This is a genomic window from Exiguobacterium sp. SRB7LM (assembly GCF_015712685.1).
Taxonomy (GTDB): domain Bacteria; phylum Bacillota; class Bacilli; order Exiguobacteriales; family Exiguobacteriaceae; genus Exiguobacterium; species Exiguobacterium profundum.
Genome location: NZ_VWVR01000006.1, coordinates 187,634 through 204,823, shown reverse-complemented (window position 1 = coordinate 204,823; position 17,190 = coordinate 187,634). Strand labels below are relative to the sequence as shown.

The 17,190-nt window shown below is 50.3% G+C and carries 16 protein-coding genes; all 16 read right to left on the bottom strand.

What is annotated here, in order from left to right:
- Positions 1-23 precede the first annotated feature (23 nt).
- Positions 24-941, bottom strand: a complete 918-nt coding sequence (hemC, locus tag F3H97_RS01860) for a hydroxymethylbilane synthase (protein ID WP_196430415.1) — start codon at positions 939-941, stop codon at positions 24-26.
- A 52-nt stretch (positions 942-993) separates the two neighbouring features.
- Positions 994-2,340 carry a glutamyl-tRNA reductase gene (gene hemA, locus F3H97_RS01855; protein WP_196430414.1) on the bottom strand — a complete coding sequence of 449 codons (1,347 nt, stop codon included), beginning with the start codon at positions 2,338-2,340 and terminating at the stop codon, positions 994-996.
- A 185-nt stretch (positions 2,341-2,525) separates the two neighbouring features.
- Entirely contained in the window at positions 2,526-3,695 is a 1,170-nt protein-coding gene (locus F3H97_RS01850) for an AI-2E family transporter (RefSeq protein WP_196430413.1), read from the bottom strand.
- Between the two features lie 110 nt (positions 3,696-3,805).
- Positions 3,806-4,399 (bottom strand): ribosome biogenesis GTP-binding protein YihA/YsxC, encoded by a 594-nt coding sequence (yihA, locus tag F3H97_RS01845; protein ID WP_015881115.1) that lies wholly within the window; start codon positions 4,397-4,399, stop codon positions 3,806-3,808.
- On the bottom strand, positions 4,400-6,700 hold the full coding sequence (gene lon / locus F3H97_RS01840; RefSeq protein WP_196430412.1) for an endopeptidase La: 2,301 nt from the start codon (positions 6,698-6,700) through the stop codon (positions 4,400-4,402).
- 72 nt (positions 6,701-6,772) lie between these two features.
- Complete coding sequence (gene clpX, locus F3H97_RS01835; protein WP_015881113.1) at positions 6,773-8,041, bottom strand: ATP-dependent protease ATP-binding subunit ClpX; 1,269 nt, start codon at positions 8,039-8,041, stop codon at positions 6,773-6,775.
- A 211-nt stretch (positions 8,042-8,252) separates the two neighbouring features.
- On the bottom strand, positions 8,253-9,545 hold the full coding sequence (tig, locus tag F3H97_RS01830) for a trigger factor (protein ID WP_015881112.1): 1,293 nt from the start codon (positions 9,543-9,545) through the stop codon (positions 8,253-8,255).
- 89 nt (positions 9,546-9,634) lie between these two features.
- Entirely contained in the window at positions 9,635-10,546 is a 912-nt protein-coding gene (locus F3H97_RS01825) for a hypothetical protein (RefSeq protein ID WP_196430411.1), read from the bottom strand.
- A gap of 538 nt (positions 10,547-11,084) precedes the next feature.
- Positions 11,085-11,597: a metallophosphoesterase family protein gene (locus F3H97_RS01820; protein WP_015881110.1), complete on the bottom strand. Its 513-nt coding sequence runs from the start codon at positions 11,595-11,597 to the stop codon at positions 11,085-11,087.
- A gap of 5 nt (positions 11,598-11,602) precedes the next feature.
- Entirely contained in the window at positions 11,603-12,193 is a 591-nt protein-coding gene (locus F3H97_RS01815; RefSeq protein ID WP_074037535.1) for an XTP/dITP diphosphatase, read from the bottom strand.
- Entirely contained in the window at positions 12,190-12,939 is a 750-nt protein-coding gene (gene rph / locus F3H97_RS01810) for a ribonuclease PH (protein WP_159561961.1), read from the bottom strand. The genes F3H97_RS01815 and rph overlap by 4 nt, the downstream gene beginning before the upstream one ends.
- Positions 12,932-13,735 carry a glutamate racemase gene (racE, locus tag F3H97_RS01805; protein WP_078147903.1) on the bottom strand — a complete coding sequence of 268 codons (804 nt, stop codon included), beginning with the start codon at positions 13,733-13,735 and terminating at the stop codon, positions 12,932-12,934. The genes rph and racE overlap by 8 nt, the downstream gene beginning before the upstream one ends.
- A 112-nt stretch (positions 13,736-13,847) precedes the next feature.
- Complete coding sequence (locus F3H97_RS01800; protein ID WP_015881106.1) at positions 13,848-14,111, bottom strand: phosphocarrier protein HPr; 264 nt, start codon at positions 14,109-14,111, stop codon at positions 13,848-13,850.
- A gap of 74 nt (positions 14,112-14,185) precedes the next feature.
- On the bottom strand, positions 14,186-14,626 hold the full coding sequence (locus F3H97_RS01795; protein ID WP_074032771.1) for an acyl-CoA thioesterase: 441 nt from the start codon (positions 14,624-14,626) through the stop codon (positions 14,186-14,188).
- An 8-nt stretch (positions 14,627-14,634) separates the two neighbouring features.
- Positions 14,635-15,423: a succinate dehydrogenase iron-sulfur subunit gene (sdhB, locus tag F3H97_RS01790; protein WP_193343274.1), complete on the bottom strand. Its 789-nt coding sequence runs from the start codon at positions 15,421-15,423 to the stop codon at positions 14,635-14,637.
- A gap of 8 nt (positions 15,424-15,431) precedes the next feature.
- The gene (sdhA, locus tag F3H97_RS01785; protein WP_015881103.1) at positions 15,432-17,189 is read right to left on the bottom strand and encodes a succinate dehydrogenase flavoprotein subunit; all 1,758 of its coding nucleotides are present in this window, start codon (positions 17,187-17,189) and stop codon (positions 15,432-15,434) included.
- Position 17,190: the final 1 nt, after the last annotated feature.

The following is a 17,190-nucleotide window of genomic DNA, read 5'->3' as shown; positions in this document are numbered from 1 at the left end:
GTTTCGTTCCCGTGTACCAAACGTCACTCATTGACCGAGGCGAGGATTTCACGCCCGCCACGACCGAGCAATTCTTCTGCGACGTCCATTCCGAGTGCGATTCCGTCCGTTGACGTTTTCGTCACGCGAAGCACTTCTTTCCCGTCCACTGACGCGATGAGACCTGTCAGTGTCACGTCGTCACCGTCGACCGTCGCATAACCGCCGACCGGTACGTGACAACTTCCTTCGATTTCTTTTAAAAAGGTGCGCTCTGCTGTAGCCGCTTTCGCCGTCACATCATCATGCAACAATTGAAGCACTGCTGTCACTTCTGCATCGTCCTTGCGGCTCTCGATGGCGAGTACGCCCTGGCCGACAGCCGGTACCATGACGTCCGGGTCGAGCGCTTCAAAATCGACACGATCCGTCCATCCCATCCGCTCGAGTCCTGCTTTCGCGAGCAAGATGGCATTGTAGTTCTCGGAGTCCAACTTCTTCAGACGCGTGTCGATGTTTCCACGAATCCATTGAATCTCAAGGTCAGGACGGGCTGCCAAGATTTGAGCACCACGACGGAGTGAGCTCGTTCCGACAATCGAACCTTTTGGAAGCGTCTCGAACGTGTAGCCGTTCTCACAGATGAGGACGTCACGCGCATCGACACGTTTCGGCATGCAGCTAATATAGAGTTCTTCTGGTAGTTCGGCCGGAACGTCTTTCATGCTGTGTACGGCGAAATCGATGTCCCCATCGAGCATCTGTTGTTGAATCTCTTTGACGAACAACCCTTTCCCACCGACTTTTGACAATTGCACGTCGACGATTTGGTCACCTTTCGTCACGATTTCTTTAATCTCGAACTCGTTCTTTGCTCCAGCTTGCTTCAACTGCTCGATGACCCATTTTGTTTGAGTCATGGCGAGTTGGGAACGGCGTGAGCCGACAATGATTTTCCGCATGTTCAATCTCTCCTTCATAGAAAAAGGCGACACGCGTCGCCTTTTTGTCTTGTTAGCGCATCAATGCGCGAAGTGGTGCTTTGGCAGAAGTGGCATCTGTTTCTTCCACTTCGTCTACAGGTTGTTCCGGCAACTCGACATCGAGTCCGAACGTCTCGATGAATTGAGCGATTCGAACGTTCGCATCCGGTTGTGCCGCTGCATCTTTAATATAGTCGATCGGATCACGAAGCATTTGATTGATGATCGACTTCATATGCTTCCCGATGACTTTCTTGTCTCGTGCTGACAAGTGATCGAGCTTACGCTCAAGACTCGTCATCGTATCTTCTTGAATATCAAGGGCACGGGCACGCAATTCGTTCATGATTGGGACGACACCCAGTGTGACGAGCCATGTCTGGAACTCTTGAATCGCTTCATCGATTTTCATTTCAATCTTTTCAGCCTCGACGAGACGCGCTTCAAGATTTTTGTTGACGATTCCGTTCAAATCATCGACATCGAACAAATGAACACCCGGAAGTGTCGCGACCGCTGGATCGATATCTCGCGGCACAGCGATGTCAATGAGAAGGAGCGGACGTTCACGACGCAACAACTGTGCAGCCGCCACATCGTCGTATCCAATGACCGCATCCTTCGCCCCGGTCGAACTAATCAAAATATCCGCATCGAGTAATCCACATGCGATTTCACGAATCGAATGGGCACGACCTTTGAACTTGTCCGCGACAGCTTTTGCCTTGCTCTCCGTCCGGTTGAAGACAGCGATTTGTTTCGCACCAGCTTCAAATAAATTGAGTGTCGTCAATTCACCCGTCTCACCGGCTCCGACGACGACGACTTGTTTGTCTTCGAGCTGTTGATACATCTCTTGCGCGAGCGTCACGGCAGCCGAACTGACCGATACAGACATTTCCCCAATTTGCGTGTCCGTATGGGCGCGCTTCGCGAGTGTGACCGCTTCTTTGAATAATTTGTTGAAGACCGTTCCTGTCGTTCCATGCTCCTGGGCACGGAAGAAACTCGTCTTCACTTGACCTAAAATTTGTGTTTCCCCGATGATCATCGAGTCGAGGCCCGACGTGACACGGAACAAGTGGCGAATCGCCTCTTCCCCTTCTCGAATCGACAAGTATGGTGTGAACTGCTCCATCTCTAGGTTGAACCAGTTCGCCAAGAAACGTTTCGTGTAATAACGTCCAGTATGGAGTTGATCTGTCACGACGTACAGCTCTGTCCGGTTACACGTAGACAAAATAACCGACTCGAAAATGCTCTTCTCTTCGCGAAGTGCAATCATCGCATCCACGATTTCTTGCTCCCCAAACGAGAACTGCTCCCGAATCGCGACAGGGGCTGTCTTGTTATTTAGTCCAACGACGACAATATGCATGTATCTCTTCCCCTCATCTAAAATCCACCGACGGTTATCTCTTCTTTATTTCAATCTCTACCGTACATTATAACAGTTCTTATCTGGTAACTATAATCTTCTGTTTGATTTTCCTGAAATAAAATAAGAACTTTTTGTGACAAAAAGAAGTAGAAATGGCGAAACTCCATTCCTACCCTTTCTTCTTATAGATTTGGCGAGTTCGGGTCCGTGATAATCGAACTCTCAGGTTCCTCTTTGTCCAAATAATGTTCTCGTTCTCGTAATTTATAGATGCGAACGATATTCTGGACAACCGTTTTGGCGACCGCATAGAACGGTACAGCGATGAGCATTCCGATGATGCCGGCCAAATTCCCGGCTACGAGCAAGACGATGATAATCGTGAGCGGGTGTACTTTTAACGACTTCCCTTGAATGAGTGGCGAGATGACGTTCGACTCAATTTGTTGCACGACGATGATGACAACGATGACCCATAATACCTTGATCGGATCTTGAATGAATGCCACGACCACTGCCGGTGCAGCCCCTAGGAACGGTCCAACGTAAGGGATGATATTTGTTACCATCATGAAGAGTGCGAGCAAGATGGCATAATCTACACCGACGATCCATAGACCGATCAGTGACGTGATTCCAACGAAGAATGCGACGAGCAACTGTGCATTGACGTAGCTCCGCACCGTCTCGTGCATGTCATGCAAGATGTGACGCGTTTCCTTTTCATAGCTCGATGGGAGCAATTTGACGATTGCGTCCGGTAGACGTTTCCCGTCGAGTAACATGTAAAGAAGCATGAACGGGATCACGACGATCGTGATGACCGCTGACGTCACGAATCCGACGACTTGACCGAATGATGAGGCAATGTTTCCGAATAAGTCTCCTAAGTACGACGTGATGTTCGTCGTCAAGTTACGGAACATCTCGTCATTTTCTGCCATGAAGCGTGCAAAGAACTCATTTTGTAGCAACGTGTCACGGACAGCGAACGCCTGTTTCTGAAGTTCTTTTGCGATACTCGGCATAGCGTTGACGAGCGACGTAATTTGTTCGCCTAAAACCGGTCCGAGAATACTGAAGACAAGTGTAAAAATAAGCACGAGTCCGATCAGTGTGATGGCTACAGCTAACGTTCGCTTCCCTTTTAAGCGTTTCTCTAAGAAGTCGACAATCCCGACCAGGAAATAAAAGAAGAGTCCGGCCACAATGAGTGGAACCGTGACGAGTGCCAAGATGACTTGAATCGGTTCAAACACGAATGAGATCTGTGTCCCGACCCAAATGACTAAAAAGATGGTCAGCGTCCAAAAGAGGGCGCGATACCATTTGTTTTCAAACATGCGTTGCATTTCTCCACCTCGTTTACAATGATGACTATGTACTAACTATGATTATACGATAATTACCCGCTTGCGGGCTGACAAAAACAAAAAGGCGAAGGAATCCCTTCGCCTTCTCCTTATTCGCCTTCTGTGATGAGTGCGTAAATCGCTTTCCATGCCTCGTCTTTTCCTTCTGCCGTTTCGGCCGAGAAGGCGACAAAACGGTCAGATGGATCGAATTGAAGCTTACGTTTCACCGCCGCCTCATGTTTTTGACGCTGACTCTTCTTGATTTTATCGAGCTTCGTTGCCACAACGATGACCGGAATCTCATAATGTTTCAAGAAATTGTACATCGTCACATCGTCACCCGTAGGATCATGACGGATATCGACGAGTAAGACGACGCCGCGAAGCGCCTCTTGGCTCGTCAAGTACTGCTCCATCATGACGCCCCACTTCTCACGTTCCGTCTTCGAGACTTTCGCATATCCGTATCCCGGAACGTCAACGAACATGATTTCATCATTGATGTTGAAGAAGTTGAGGGTCTGTGTCTTCCCTGGTTTCGAAGACGTCCGTGCGAGCGCCTTCCGTTGGCAAATCTTATTGATGAACGACGATTTCCCGACGTTCGACCGCCCGGCAAGTGCCACTTCCGGCAATTCATGGACCGGGTAATGGTCTGGCGCGACGGCACTCGTCACGAACTCTGCTTTGTTGATCTTCATTTAATTTCCTCCAAATGCTACATCTAGTACTTCATCGAGTGTCGTCACGGGAACGAACGTCAATTTCTCACGAACCGTCTCTTGAATATCATCGATGTCTCGCTCATTATCTTTCGGAATGACGATGGTCGTCAACCCGGCTCGATGAGCAGCGAGCGCTTTTTCTTTCAATCCGCCGATCGGCAAGACACGTCCACGGAGTGTGATCTCACCTGTCATCCCGACGTCACGATGGACTTTCTTCCCGGTCAACGCGGAAATCAAGGCCGTCGCAATGGTGATTCCGGCCGACGGTCCGTCTTTTGGCACGGCACCCTCTGGCACGTGAATGTGAATGTCTTGTCGCTCATAGAACGTCGGGTCAATCCCGAACCGCTCTGCGTTTGCACGGACATAGCTGTATGCTGTTTGTGCCGACTCCTGCATCACATCACCGAGTTTACCCGTCAACTGAAGTTTTCCTTTCCCTGGAGCGAGCGCCACTTCGATTGTGAGCGTGTCGCCACCAAACGCCGTGTAGGCAAGGCCTGTCACCGCACCGATGGAGTCCTCGGTCTCCCCTTTTCCGTAGCGATACTTCGGCTTCCCGAGATACGTGATGATCGCCTTTTTCGAAATCGTGACCCGTTTCTTCTCCCCGATGGCGATTTGTTTCGCGGCTTTTCGGCAGAGTGATCCGATGACGCGCTCTAAGTTCCGGACGCCGGCTTCACGTGTGTAACGACGGACGACTTCATAGAGCGCATCTTCTTTTATCGTCAACTGACTCTTCTTCAATCCGTGCTCTGTCAACTGTTTCGGCACCAAGTGACGCTTCGCGATCTCTACTTTCTCAAGCTCCGTGTACCCACCGATTTGAATCAATTCCATCCGGTCAAGAAGCGGTGCTGGGATTTGTGAGACATCGTTCGCAGTTGCGATAAAGAGAACGTTCGACAAATCGAACGGTTCTTCGATGTAGTGGTCCGAGAAGGAGACGTTTTGTTCCGGGTCGAGCACTTCTAGCATCGCGGACGCCGGGTCCCCTCTGAAGTCAGAAGCCATCTTGTCGATCTCATCGAGCAAGAAGACCGGATTTTTGCTTTCCGCTTGCTTCAGCCCACGGATGATCCGTCCTGGCATCGCACCGATATACGTACGACGGTGCCCGCGGATTTCCGCCTCATCGCGCACACCACCGAGTGAGACGCGAACGAAGTGACGTTCAAGTGCCGAGGCGATCGAACGGGCGAGTGACGTCTTCCCGACCCCTGGAGGTCCGGCGAGACAGAGGATTGGTCCACGAAGCGAGTTCGTCAACTGGCGGACGGCCAAATACTCGAGGATACGGTCTTTTACCGATTCTAAGCCGTAATGGTCATCGTCGAGGACGTCTGCCGCATGTTTCACGTCAAGCTTGTCTTCCGTCTCAATGCCCCACGGAAGAGAGGTGACCCAGTCGAGGTAGTTACGGATGACCGCATACTCCGGAGACGTCTGCGGCACGACGTTCAATCGTTCCGCTTCACGCATGACGTTCTTCCGCGTCGTCTCTGGCAAGTCGAGCGCCTCTAACTTCTCACGAAGGCGGTTCGGTTCTGACTCTTGCGTCTGGTCTCCGAGTTCTTGCTGAATCGTCTTCATCTGTTCCCGTAAGTAATACTCGCGCTGTGACTGCTCAATCGACTTCTTCGTCCGCTCGCGCATCTCTTGCTCGAGTTCGATCACTTCGACCTCATGTGCGATGATTTCAAGCAGTTCAAGCCCTCGTTTGACCGCATCTGCCTCTTCGAGCATCGCTTGGCGAAGTTCGACGTCGACATCGAGTTTTGACGTGATATAGTCCGTGAGCGATTCGAGTCGCTCATACATCTCGAAACGACGACGCTCATCTGGCGACATGCCCTTGATGTTTGCGACAAGTCTTCCGAACTGCTCTTTCAACAGACGGACGAGTGCTGTTCGTTCAACCTCTTCCCCTTCTACGAGTTCGACCGGTTCGATGTTGGCGAACCAACCTTCATCCGTCGATTCGACCGAGTCGACACGGACGCGCTCTTTCCCGACGATCCGAACCCGAATCGTCTCGTTCGACAGTTCACTCATCTTCGCGATGTGGACACGCGTTCCAACCGTGTATAAGTCTTCCGGTTCCGGTGACTCGTTCCCTGTTTCTTTCTGTGTCACGACAATCAAATCTGTTTCATGCTCCTTTGCGGCAAGGAGCGCCCGAAGGGATAACGGGCGTCCGACATCGATGGTCACACCGATGAGCGGATATACGACGACTCCTCGCAAAGGAAGGATTGGTAATTTTTCCATATACAACGCCTCCTGTGCAAAAAGGCCCAAAACTCGGATGTGCCGAGTGTTTGAGCCTTCTTCGTTAAAGAATTATGCTGTCTCTTTGTTGTCCCCTGTCTGTTCGACAGTACCGTCACGAAGGACGTATTTCGGACCGGCAAGACCCGTAATCGTTTCATCCGTGATGATGACTTTCTCGATATCGTCACGCGATGGGACAGTGAACATCACATCGAGCATCATTTCTTCGATAATCGAGCGGAGACCGCGCGCGCCAGTCTTACGTTTGATTGCAAGTTTGGCGATTTCGATCAATGCTTCGTCTGTGAACGTCAATTCGACATCGTCAAGCTCGAGCATTTTCTCGTACTGACGGACGAGAGCATTTTTCGGCTTCGTCAAGATTTCAACGAGCGCTTCTTCATCGAGTGTCGTGAGCGTCGCCATGACTGGCAAACGTCCGATGAACTCAGGAATCAAGCCGAATTTTTGAAGGTCTTCAGGGAGTGCGCGGGCGAGCAAGTCCTCTTGCGTCAACTCGCGATTCTCTTGGTCGTTTCCGAAACCGATGACTTTCTTCCCGATTCGGCGTTTGACGACCGATTCGATGCCGGCGAATGCGCCACCGACAATGAAGAGAATGTTTGTTGTGTCGATTTGGATAAATTCTTGATGCGGATGCTTACGTCCACCTTGTGGCGGTACGCTTGCTGTCGTGCCTTCAAGAATTTTAAGGAGCGCCTGCTGAACGCCTTCACCGGATACGTCACGCGTAATCGATGGGTTTTCAGACTTACGGGCAATCTTATCGATTTCATCGATGTAGATGATCCCTTTTTCAGCCTTCTCGACATCATAGTCAGCCGATTGAATCAATTTAAGCAAGATATTCTCAACGTCTTCCCCGACGTAACCTGCTTCCGTCAAGCTCGTCGCATCCGCGATTGCGAATGGGACGTTCAAGACGCGAGCCATCGTCTGAGCGAGAAGCGTTTTTCCGCTACCCGTTGGTCCAATCATGACGATGTTCGACTTCGCAAGTTCGACATCATCCGAACGGCCACCGGCGTTGATACGTTTATAGTGGTTATAGACAGCAACTGAAAGCGCACGTTTGGCGCGGTCTTGACCAATGACATAATCGTCTAGGATGTTACGAATCTCTTGTGGTTTTGGAATGTCTTTGAATTCAACTTCTTCCTCTACACCGAGCTCTTCCTCCACAATTTCATTGCAAAGTTCGATACATTCATCGCAAATGTATACGCCAGGACCGGCGACTAACTTACGAACTTGTTCTTGCGATTTTCCGCAAAACGAGCACTTGAGTTGCCCCTTTTCCTCGTTAAATTTGAACATTCGATACACCCCTTCTGTGGTGAAAATGGATGTAAGTGCGATAAATCGCGATTTGAATTTTCTGGTGCGATGCACCGCGAAAAGACATTTTACATCTCTGCGTTGAAATAATTGTAGCATGAACATATTGCGACTTCAAAGAATTACACATGCAATGTGCTGTGACAGAAAAAAGGACGACCGCTAGGCAGTCGTCCTTTCGAATATCAGCTTACTTCGCTTTACCGTTTTCAACGAGGATGTCGATCGCTTTACGGAATTTGAGGTCACCTTTAAGTGTCTCAAGTCCACCTTGCGGAGCGAGCATCGTACGGAGTTGGTCCGGGGCGATGTTGTAAAGTTTAGACATTTCTTCAAGCTCTTTCTCAGCATCTTCGTCAGATACTTCGATTGCTTCTTTGTCAGCGATTGCTTTCAAGACGAGACGAGCTTTTACGCGCTCTTCAGCTTGCTCTTTCATCTCTTCGCGCATTGCTTCTTCAGAAGTACCAGTGAGCTCGAAGTACATGTTAAGGTCGATTCCTTGTGAAGATACACGTGAACCGAACTCTTGTACCATGCGGTCAACTTCTTGTTCAACGAGAACTTCCGGTACGTCGATTGTCGCGTTAGCAGTTGCCTGCTCTACGAGTTGGTCGCGCATTGTACCTTCAGCTTCTTGTTTCTTACCAGCTTCTAAACGCTCACGGATGCTTGCTTTCAACTCGTCGAGTGTCGAAACAGACTCGTCGATGTCTTTTGCAAACTCGTCGTCGAGTTCAGGAACTTGTTTTGTTTTGACTTCGTGAAGTTTGACTTTGAATGTCGCTGGTTTACCCGCCAAGTTTTCAGCGTGGTACTCTTCAGGGAATGTTACTTCAACGTCTTTTTCTTCACCAGCAGTCATGCCGATCATTTGCTCTTCGAATCCTGGGATGAATTGACCAGAACCGATTTCGAGTGTGTAGTTCTCAGCTGTGCCGCCTTCGAACTGCTCACCGTCAGCGAAACCTGCGAAATCAAAGACAGCTGTATCGCCGTTTTCGATTGCACCTTCTTTAACAGCTAGTTCTGCGCCTTGCTGTTGAAGTGCTTCAAGTTCTGCTGTTACTTCGTCTTCTGTTACTTCAGTTGAAACAGCTTCGTACTCGAGGCCTTTGTATTCGCCAAGCTCAGCTTCTGGCTCAACCACGAATGTCACTTTGAAAGCGACTGGTTTGCCTTTCTCGAGCGTGCCGTCTACATCGATGTTTTCGAGCGCGATTGGTTCGAAACCAGCTTCTTCAACCGCACCTTGGATTGTGTCGCGGTAGAGAATGTCGAGCGCATCTTGATAGAGTGCTTCTTCTCCATACATTTTGTTGAACATTGGGCGTGGCAATTTACCTTTACGGAAGCCAGGCACGTTCAAGTCTTTGACGACTGTTTTAAATGCGGCGTCAACTGCTTTATCAAAAGCTTCTGCAGGAGCTTCGTACGTGAGTACGCCTTGGCTACCTGATGTTTTTTCCCATTTTGCTGTCATGCTAAGTCCCTCCAACAATTCGTTTATACCGTACAAAAATGTACAACAATCCGTATTATAGCATAAATCCTCGGTAAGCACACAAGGATTTAGTCTAATAACGCCTGTGTAAAGCGAAGATCCGCCTCTAAAATCTCCGCAGCTAAACCGTTGACCGGTTCGTCATGTAAAATCGCTTGTTTCGCCTGTACGAGCGCCTGTTCCACATCCGCTTTTTCGGCCGGCACATACGGATAATGCGTATACATGTAATTCATCAACAGCTGGGTCCCGATCTCATCGCCTTCAACTGATTTTTGAAGTGAAAAGACGGTCTTCTCCCACGTTTCAATCTGCGCTTTTGCTTCTGTTCGTGTCATCTTGTTCGAAACGTCCCCATCCGTCCATTCGATGACATCTAGTTCGGCGAACGCTTTTTCCAACACGATCAGTTTGACGAGCTTCGGACGCTCCGACACGAGCAGTTCATGTAGCACATTGTCGAGCACCGGGTCGATTTGAAAGTGAACATGTTGTAATGCTTCAATCTGTTCCCCCGTACTCCCTCGCGTCAGCGTACGTTTCAATTTGGCAATTGCCGTCGGAAACTCGGTCATCTTCAACACTTGAAGCACCTGATGTGCCTGTGTGTTGACCGTATCCTTCTTGTCCTGCCATTCGAGATACTGGTTGATCCAGTGCGCCGCTTCAAACGGTTGGTCACGCATGATGTAATACTGCGCAATCTGCAACCCTCCTGAGGCCGGTTCTTCCGCCTCGGACATATGGATGCTGACGAGTTCCTGCAGCTTCTCGAGTGTCTCTGGGTCGTCCGGTCGTTCCATTGCACATTGGAAGATTTCCATGAAAATAAACGGGTCACCTGGAATCGTCTGATACCAATCCCATAAAATCGGTTCGATCCGCTGTCGTTCCCCAGAAGCATCTGCCTCCTGAATCATCTTATGCAGACGCGCCCAATTCCCAGGGAACGGATAGTCCTGATCCTTTTCCTTCTCCATCTTCCCTCACCCTCTCTTCCATTCCCCTTCATCTTCCGTTAGGACGCGATTCCTTGTCAATCGATTTCCCGGAAAATGAAAAAAGAGACGTTCTCCGTAGAGAGCGTCTCTATTTTAATGGAAGCGTCCCAAGAGGGATTCGAACCCCCGACCGACGGCTTAGCTTACCACCATGACTTTCGTCACCAACATCGTGTTGTTTGTAGTCTGGACTATATCTTCACCGTTTCAGGTGCGACACGTGTAGTCTCTACGGAACCTCACGAGCATGATGCTCCTCCATTGATTCTACCTCTACATGCATAGACATTCGAATCAACTCGACCCAATCGGGAATGAGTTTCCTCGGTATTACCATCAGCATCATCTGTTAAGGCTTCACCGATATAGTGTCGTCCACTTTATAGGTTTCTGTTTCCCTATAAAGGCTCCTATTTGTCTTGAAGGCCGTTGCTCTATCCTGCTGAGCTATTGGGACATTGACATGAAAACTATAATAGAAAAATGGTTTCCTGTCAATCGATTTCCCATTCGAAACTCATAGTTTTCCTGAGATGTCCAAGTCTTCGACGTGAGAACCGTCTTCTGAGCGATAGAAACGCACTGTTGCTTCCCCCGCTTCGAGATCGAGTAACGCATACGTTTTGTCCGTTCGTCCTCGCGGCATGCGAATCGAACCTGGGTTGATGTAGACAACCCCGTCCTCGATCAGCGCACCCGCCACATGCGAGTGACCGAACAAGACGACATTCGCTCCCACTTCTTCCGCTCGATACCGTAGACGGTTCAAATCGAATTTGACGTCATGATGGTGCCCGTGAACGATTAAAATCGTACCGGCATCCGTCGTCTCGATGCGTTCGAGGGGAAGATCTCCACCGAAATCACAATTCCCCCGAACCGTTCGATAAGGTAACAAATGTTCATCGACAAGAGCGAGTTGTGAATCCCCGCAATGGAAGGCGTCATCAATTTCCGCCTCGTGCCTTTCAAAAATCGTCGTCAACTCTTCGGTCAAACCATGACTATCACTCACTATTAGAAAACGCATAAGCTTCATCCTTTCATGAATGGTATGATTTCTGCCTCCAGTTTTCGTAGTGCCTGTCCACGGTGGCTGACGACCGCCTTCTCGTCACGCTCCAACTCTGCCGCTGTCTTATGAAGCGATGGGACGATAAAGAGTGGATCGTATCCGAAGCCATTTTCGCCTTGTGGGGAATAACCGATTGTCCCTTCGATCGTTCCACGAACGGTCAACGTCTCTCCGCTCGGTTTTGCGAGACAGAGCGCACAGACGAAACGAGCCGTACGATTCGTTTCTCCGTTCAATTTTTCAAGAAGAAGTGCATTGTTTGCCTCGTCTGACTTTTCTGGACCTGCAAAGCGGGCTGAATATACTCCCGGTGCCCCGTCAAGTGCGTCGACTTCAAGACCGGAGTCGTCCGCCAGAACGGCATGTCCAAAATAAGCTGCCGCCTCGGTCGCTTTTAACGCCGCGTTCTCTTCAAACGTCGTGCCGGTCTCTTCCGTCTCTGGTGCATCCGGATAGTCGAGTAGTGATTCGACCTCGAACCCGAGCGGCGTCAGCATTCCTTCGAGTTCTTTCACTTTTCCAGGATTGTGTGTCGCAATGATCAACTTCATAATGTCTCCTCCGAACGTTCTCCGACGTACCACCAAGAAGCACCGAGTGCCGCTTCCGCCGTCTTGAATAATGATTCGATGCCGTGTTGCGCGAGCGCGAGCATCTCGTTCATCTCTTGTAGCGTGAACGTCGCCTCTTCCCCTGTACCTTGTACTTCGACGAATCGACCGCTTGCCGTCATGACGACATTCATATCGACCTCTGCCGCAGCGTCTTCTAGGTAATCCAAGTCCAAGACGAGCTCATCGGTCCGTCCGACAGAAATCGCAGCCACCCCTTCTTTAATGGGTGTGTCGCCAAGTTTCCCTTGGCGAATCAAGCGGTCGACGGCCAACACGAGCGCGCAAAAGCCACCTGTGATGGAAGCCGTCCGAGTCCCGCCATCCGCTTGAATGACGTCACAGTCGATCCAAATCGTTCGTTCGCCGAGACGTTCTAAGTCCACGACCGAGCGGAGCGACCGACCAATCAGACGCTGAATCTCCATCGTTCGTCCCGACTGTTTTCCGCGTACCGCTTCTCGGACAGTACGGTCTCCCGTCGCCCGTGGTAGCATCGCATATTCTGCATTGATCCAACCTTGTTTCTTTCCACGAAGGAAATTCGGTACGCGCTCTTCCACAGTTGCGGTACAGATGACTTTCGTATCGCCGATTGAAATTAAAACGGACCCTTCCGCATGTTTGTTCACGTGCGGCACAATCTCGACTGCGCGCAGTTCATCAAATCGTCTCGTATCACGCAATGCCGGTCACCTCGACTTTCTCCGCATGAACCGGACGTCCGAGCCATTCGCTCGCGAGTCGGTCAAATAGCTCGATGTCACCCGTCGCATAGAAGGCATGTGCCGGGACTGCATCCAACCCGTTTTCAAGTTCCTGATAATCGAGCATCGCAGCCACTTCAAGTGCCGTCTCGTCACCTGATGAGATGAGGTGGACGTCCGGTCCGACCACATCTTGAATGACCGGAGCAAGTAGTGGGTAATGCGTACAACCGAGAATCAACGTATCCATCTCGGATGGTTGAAGTGGACGAAGCGTCTCCTCCACCACTTGTCGCACGCGCTCTCCAGACACTTCTCCAGCCTCTACGAGCGGGACGAACGGTGGGCACGCGAGTGAATACACATCGACCTCACCTGCCACGTGACGTAACGCCTTCTCATATGAACCGCTTTCAATCGTCATCTTCGTACCAATGACACCGATATGCTTGTTGCGCGTTCCTTTGACAGCCGCGCGGGCACCCGGGTCGATGACACCGATGACCGGGATGTCGAGACGTTTGCGCGCCTCCTTCAATACGACCGCTGTCGCCGTATTACAGGCGATGACAATCATTTTAACGTCTTTCTTCAATAAAAATTCAATCAATTCCCATGTATATGCTTCAATCTCATCGTGCGGACGCGGCCCGTACGGACAGCGTTCTGTATCTCCGATATAGACGATTTCTTCTTTAGGGAGTTGGCGCATCAATTCTTTGACTACCGTCAACCCGCCGACTCCTGAATCGAGGACTCCAATCGCTCGTTTCATTTTCATCACTTCCATTCTCACCTATCTTACCAAAAAACCTCGGACGGAAAAAGAAACGTTCCCATGACAAAAAAAGACGAGGTCGCCAGTGGCGCCTCGTCCCTTACCCGAATTACTGAGCAAGACCTTCGCTAGTGAGCATGTCAGAAAGCGTGTTGATTGCTTCTTCTGCATCTTCACCTTCAGCAGTGATCTTGATTGTAGAATCTTTTGCGATACCGAGTGAAAGTACACCCATGATCGACTTCAAGTTAACTGTTTTACCATTGTACTCGAGGTTGATGTCTGATTGGAACTTAGAAGCTGTGTTAACTAACTGAGTAGCTGGACGAGCGTGAATTCCTGAATCAGCAACGACTGTGAACGTTTTTTCCATGAGATGATGGTCTCCCTTCAAAATTCAATTCTACAGGCGAACCAGCAGAATATTTTTTGTTTGTGAACTCATTATCAAATGATAGCGGATTCGCAAAAATTCTGCAAGCGGTTTTTATATTCCGGAGTCCATTCCGTAGGACGACCTTCCTTCGTTAAATGAACGAGGCTTGTCCGTCCGGCGAAAAGGAGTTGCTCTCCGTCATATGCCCCGTAATGAATATCACATGAAGTGTTTCCGACCGTCAAGATATTGGCATGCACAGTCAGCTGTTGACGTGGCATGACTTGTCGAACATAGTCACATTGCGCATCGGCGACAACGACGAATCCGTCCTTTAAAGAGAATCCTGTCGCCTCTAACAACTCGATCCGGGCATCTTCGAAATAGATGAACGGAATTGTGTTGTTCATGTGACCATACGGGTCGCACTCCGAAAAGCGGACTTTCACATCGAGCGCGACACCTGCTTTGACACGTGTTTCCCAACCTGGCTCTCGAAAGTACTTGGTCATCGGCTCGCTTACGCCTCGACCGCAGAACCGGTGCGACCTTTGTCACTACCGAAGAACTGTTTGAACGAGTGAAGCGTCGTTTGACGGTTCATCGAAGCGATTGACGTCGTGAGCGGGATGCCCTTCGGACAAACTTCGACACAGTTTTGTGCGTTTCCGCATTGCATGATGCCGCCGTCTTCCATGAGTGCTTCGAGGCGGTCTTCCGCGTGGAAGGCACCTGTTGGATGTGAGTTGAAGAGTCGGACTTGCGAAATCGCCGCTGGACCGATGAAGTCCGATTTGTCGTTCACGTTCGGACACGCTTCAAGACAAACACCACACGTCATACATTTCGATAGTTCGTACGCCCATTGACGTTTGTTCTCCGGCATACGCGGTCCTGGACCGAGGTCGTATGTGCCATCGATTGGAACCCATGCCTTCACTTTTTTCAACGCGTCGAACATGCGTTGACGGTCGACTTGAAGGTCACGGATGACCGGGAACGTCTTCATCGGTGCAAGACGAATCGGTTGCTCGAGTTTGTCGACGAGTGCCGTACACGATTGGCGCGGCTTCCCGTTGATTATCATCGAACAGGCACCACATACTTCTTCAAGACAGTTCATGTCCCAGTTGATCGGTGTCGTCTTGTCCCCGTTCGCATTGACCGGGTTACGGCGGATTTCCATTAATGCCGAGATGACGTTCATGTTTGGACGGTATGGTACCGTGAATTCTTCCGTATATGTTGCTTGATCCGGTCCATCTTGGCGTTCGATAATGAAGCGGATGTCTTTTTGTTCAGATTGCATTGGCGTCGTCATTTCGTCTTCGCCCCTTTCTTCGAGTAATCCCGTTTACGTGGCGGGATTAACGAAACATCGATGTCTTCATACGAGATATCGACTTCCCCATCTTTGTAACGTGCCATCGTCGTCTTCATGAACTGCTCATCATTACGTTCCGGGAACTCCGGTTTGTAATGGGCACCACGGCTCTCGTCCCGCTTGAGCGCGCCAAGTGTGATGACGCGTGCGAGGTCGAGCATGTGGTCGAGTTGTCGAATGAACGATGCCCCTTGGTTGCTCCAACGTGCCGTATCCGTAGCTGAAATCTTATGGAAACGTTCACGCAATTCTTGGATTTTCTTGTCGGTCGCTTCAAGTTTGTCATTGTAGCGAACAACTGTGACGTTGTCCGTCATGAGTTCACCGAGTTCACGGTGGATTTGATAAGCATTCTCTGTTCCATCCATCGCAAGGATGTTGTTGAATCGTTCGATTTCTTCACGTTCATTGAAGTTGAAGAGCGCTTCTGAAACGCTTTCTGTCGCTTGATCGAGACCACGCATGTAGTTGACTGCCGCAGGCCCTGCTTCCATTCCGCCATGAACGGCTGAAAGAAGAGAGTTCGCACCTAGACGGTTCGCACCGTGCATCGAGTAGTCACATTCACCGGCTGCGAAGAGTCCCGGAATGTTCGTCATCTGATCGTAGTCGACCCAAAGTCCGCCCATCGAATAGTGGACTGCCGGGAAGATTTTCATCGGTACTTTACGCGGGTCATCGCCTACGAATTTCTCGTATATTTCAAGGATTCCACCGAGTTTGATGTCGAGTTCTTTCGAGTCTTTGTGAGACAAGTCGAGGTAGACCATGTTCTCGCCGTTGACGCCGAGTTTTTGGTTGACACATACATCGAAGATCTCACGTGTTGCGATGTCACGCGGTACGAGGTTTCCGTATGCTGGATATTTCTCTTCGAGGAAGTACCATGGCTTCCCGTCTTTGTATGTCCAGACACGTCCACCTTCCCCACGAGCCGATTCACTCATGAGACGAAGTTTGTCATCCCCTGGAATCGCCGTCGGGTGAATCTGGATGAACTCCCCGTTCGCGTAAACCGCGCCTTGGCGATAAACCGCTGCCGCTGCTTGTCCTGTGTTGATGACCGAGTTTGTCGACTTACCGAAGATGACCCCTGGGCCACCTGTCGCCAAGATGACCGCGTCCGATGGGAACGCTTTAATTTCCATCGAGCGCAAATCTTGACATACCGCACCGCGGCAGATGCCTTCTTCGTCGATGACCGCACGAAGGAACTCCCAGCCCTCATACTTCTCCACGAGACCTTGCGCTTCGTAACGACGAACCTGCTCATCGAGTGCATAAAGAAGTTGCTGTCCTGTCGTCGCTCCGGCGTATGCCGTACGGTGGTGAAGCGTTCCACCGAAACGACGGAAGTCTAAGAGACCTTCTGGCGTACGGTTGAACATAACGCCCATCCGGTCGAACATGTGAATGATTTTCGGAGCATTCTCCGCCATCTTTTGGACAGGCGGTTGGTTGGCGAGGAAGTCGCCTCCGTATACCGTGTCGTCAAAGTGTTGCCAAGGAGAGTCACCTTCCCCTTTCGTGTTGACGGCCCCGTTAATCCCACCTTGGGCACAAACTGAATGTGAACGCTTGACCGGTACAAGCGAGAATAGTTTTACCGGAACACCCATCTCTGCCGACTTGATTGTCGCCATGAGTCCAGCTAGACCGCCACCGATGACGATCAAACTTTGATTTGCCATG

Bases quoted from the DNA above. Each gene is read 5' to 3' on its own strand.
- hemC (WP_196430415.1), bottom strand. From the start codon at position 941: ATGCGGAAAATCATTGTCGGCTCACGCCGTTCCCAACTCGCCATGACT.
- racE (WP_078147903.1), bottom strand. From the start codon at position 13,735: ATGAAACGAGCGATTGGAGTCCTCGATTCAGGAGTCGGCGGGTTGACG.
- lon (WP_196430412.1), bottom strand. From the start codon at position 6,700: ATGGAAAAATTACCAATCCTTCCTTTGCGAGGAGTCGTCGTATATCCG.
- F3H97_RS01800 (WP_015881106.1), bottom strand. From the start codon at position 14,111: ATGGAAAAAACGTTCACAGTCGTTGCTGATTCAGGAATTCACGCTCGT.
- sdhA (WP_015881103.1), bottom strand. From the start codon at position 17,189: ATGGCAAATCAAAGTTTGATCGTCATCGGTGGCGGTCTAGCTGGACTC.
- yihA (WP_015881115.1), bottom strand. From the start codon at position 4,399: ATGAAGATCAACAAAGCAGAGTTCGTGACGAGTGCCGTCGCGCCAGAC.
- F3H97_RS01820 (WP_015881110.1), bottom strand. From the start codon at position 11,597: ATGCGTTTTCTAATAGTGAGTGATAGTCATGGTTTGACCGAAGAGTTG.
- clpX (WP_015881113.1), bottom strand. From the start codon at position 8,041: ATGTTCAAATTTAACGAGGAAAAGGGGCAACTCAAGTGCTCGTTTTGC.
- tig (WP_015881112.1), bottom strand. From the start codon at position 9,545: ATGACAGCAAAATGGGAAAAAACATCAGGTAGCCAAGGCGTACTCACG.
- F3H97_RS01825 (WP_196430411.1), bottom strand. From the start codon at position 10,546: ATGGAGAAGGAAAAGGATCAGGACTATCCGTTCCCTGGGAATTGGGCG.
- F3H97_RS01815 (WP_074037535.1), bottom strand. From the start codon at position 12,193: ATGAAGTTGATCATTGCGACACACAATCCTGGAAAAGTGAAAGAACTC.
- hemA (WP_196430414.1), bottom strand. From the start codon at position 2,340: ATGCATATTGTCGTCGTTGGACTAAATAACAAGACAGCCCCTGTCGCG.
- F3H97_RS01795 (WP_074032771.1), bottom strand. From the start codon at position 14,626: ATGACCAAGTACTTTCGAGAGCCAGGTTGGGAAACACGTGTCAAAGCA.
- sdhB (WP_193343274.1), bottom strand. From the start codon at position 15,423: ATGCAATCTGAACAAAAAGACATCCGCTTCATTATCGAACGCCAAGAT.
- F3H97_RS01850 (WP_196430413.1), bottom strand. From the start codon at position 3,695: ATGCAACGCATGTTTGAAAACAAATGGTATCGCGCCCTCTTTTGGACG.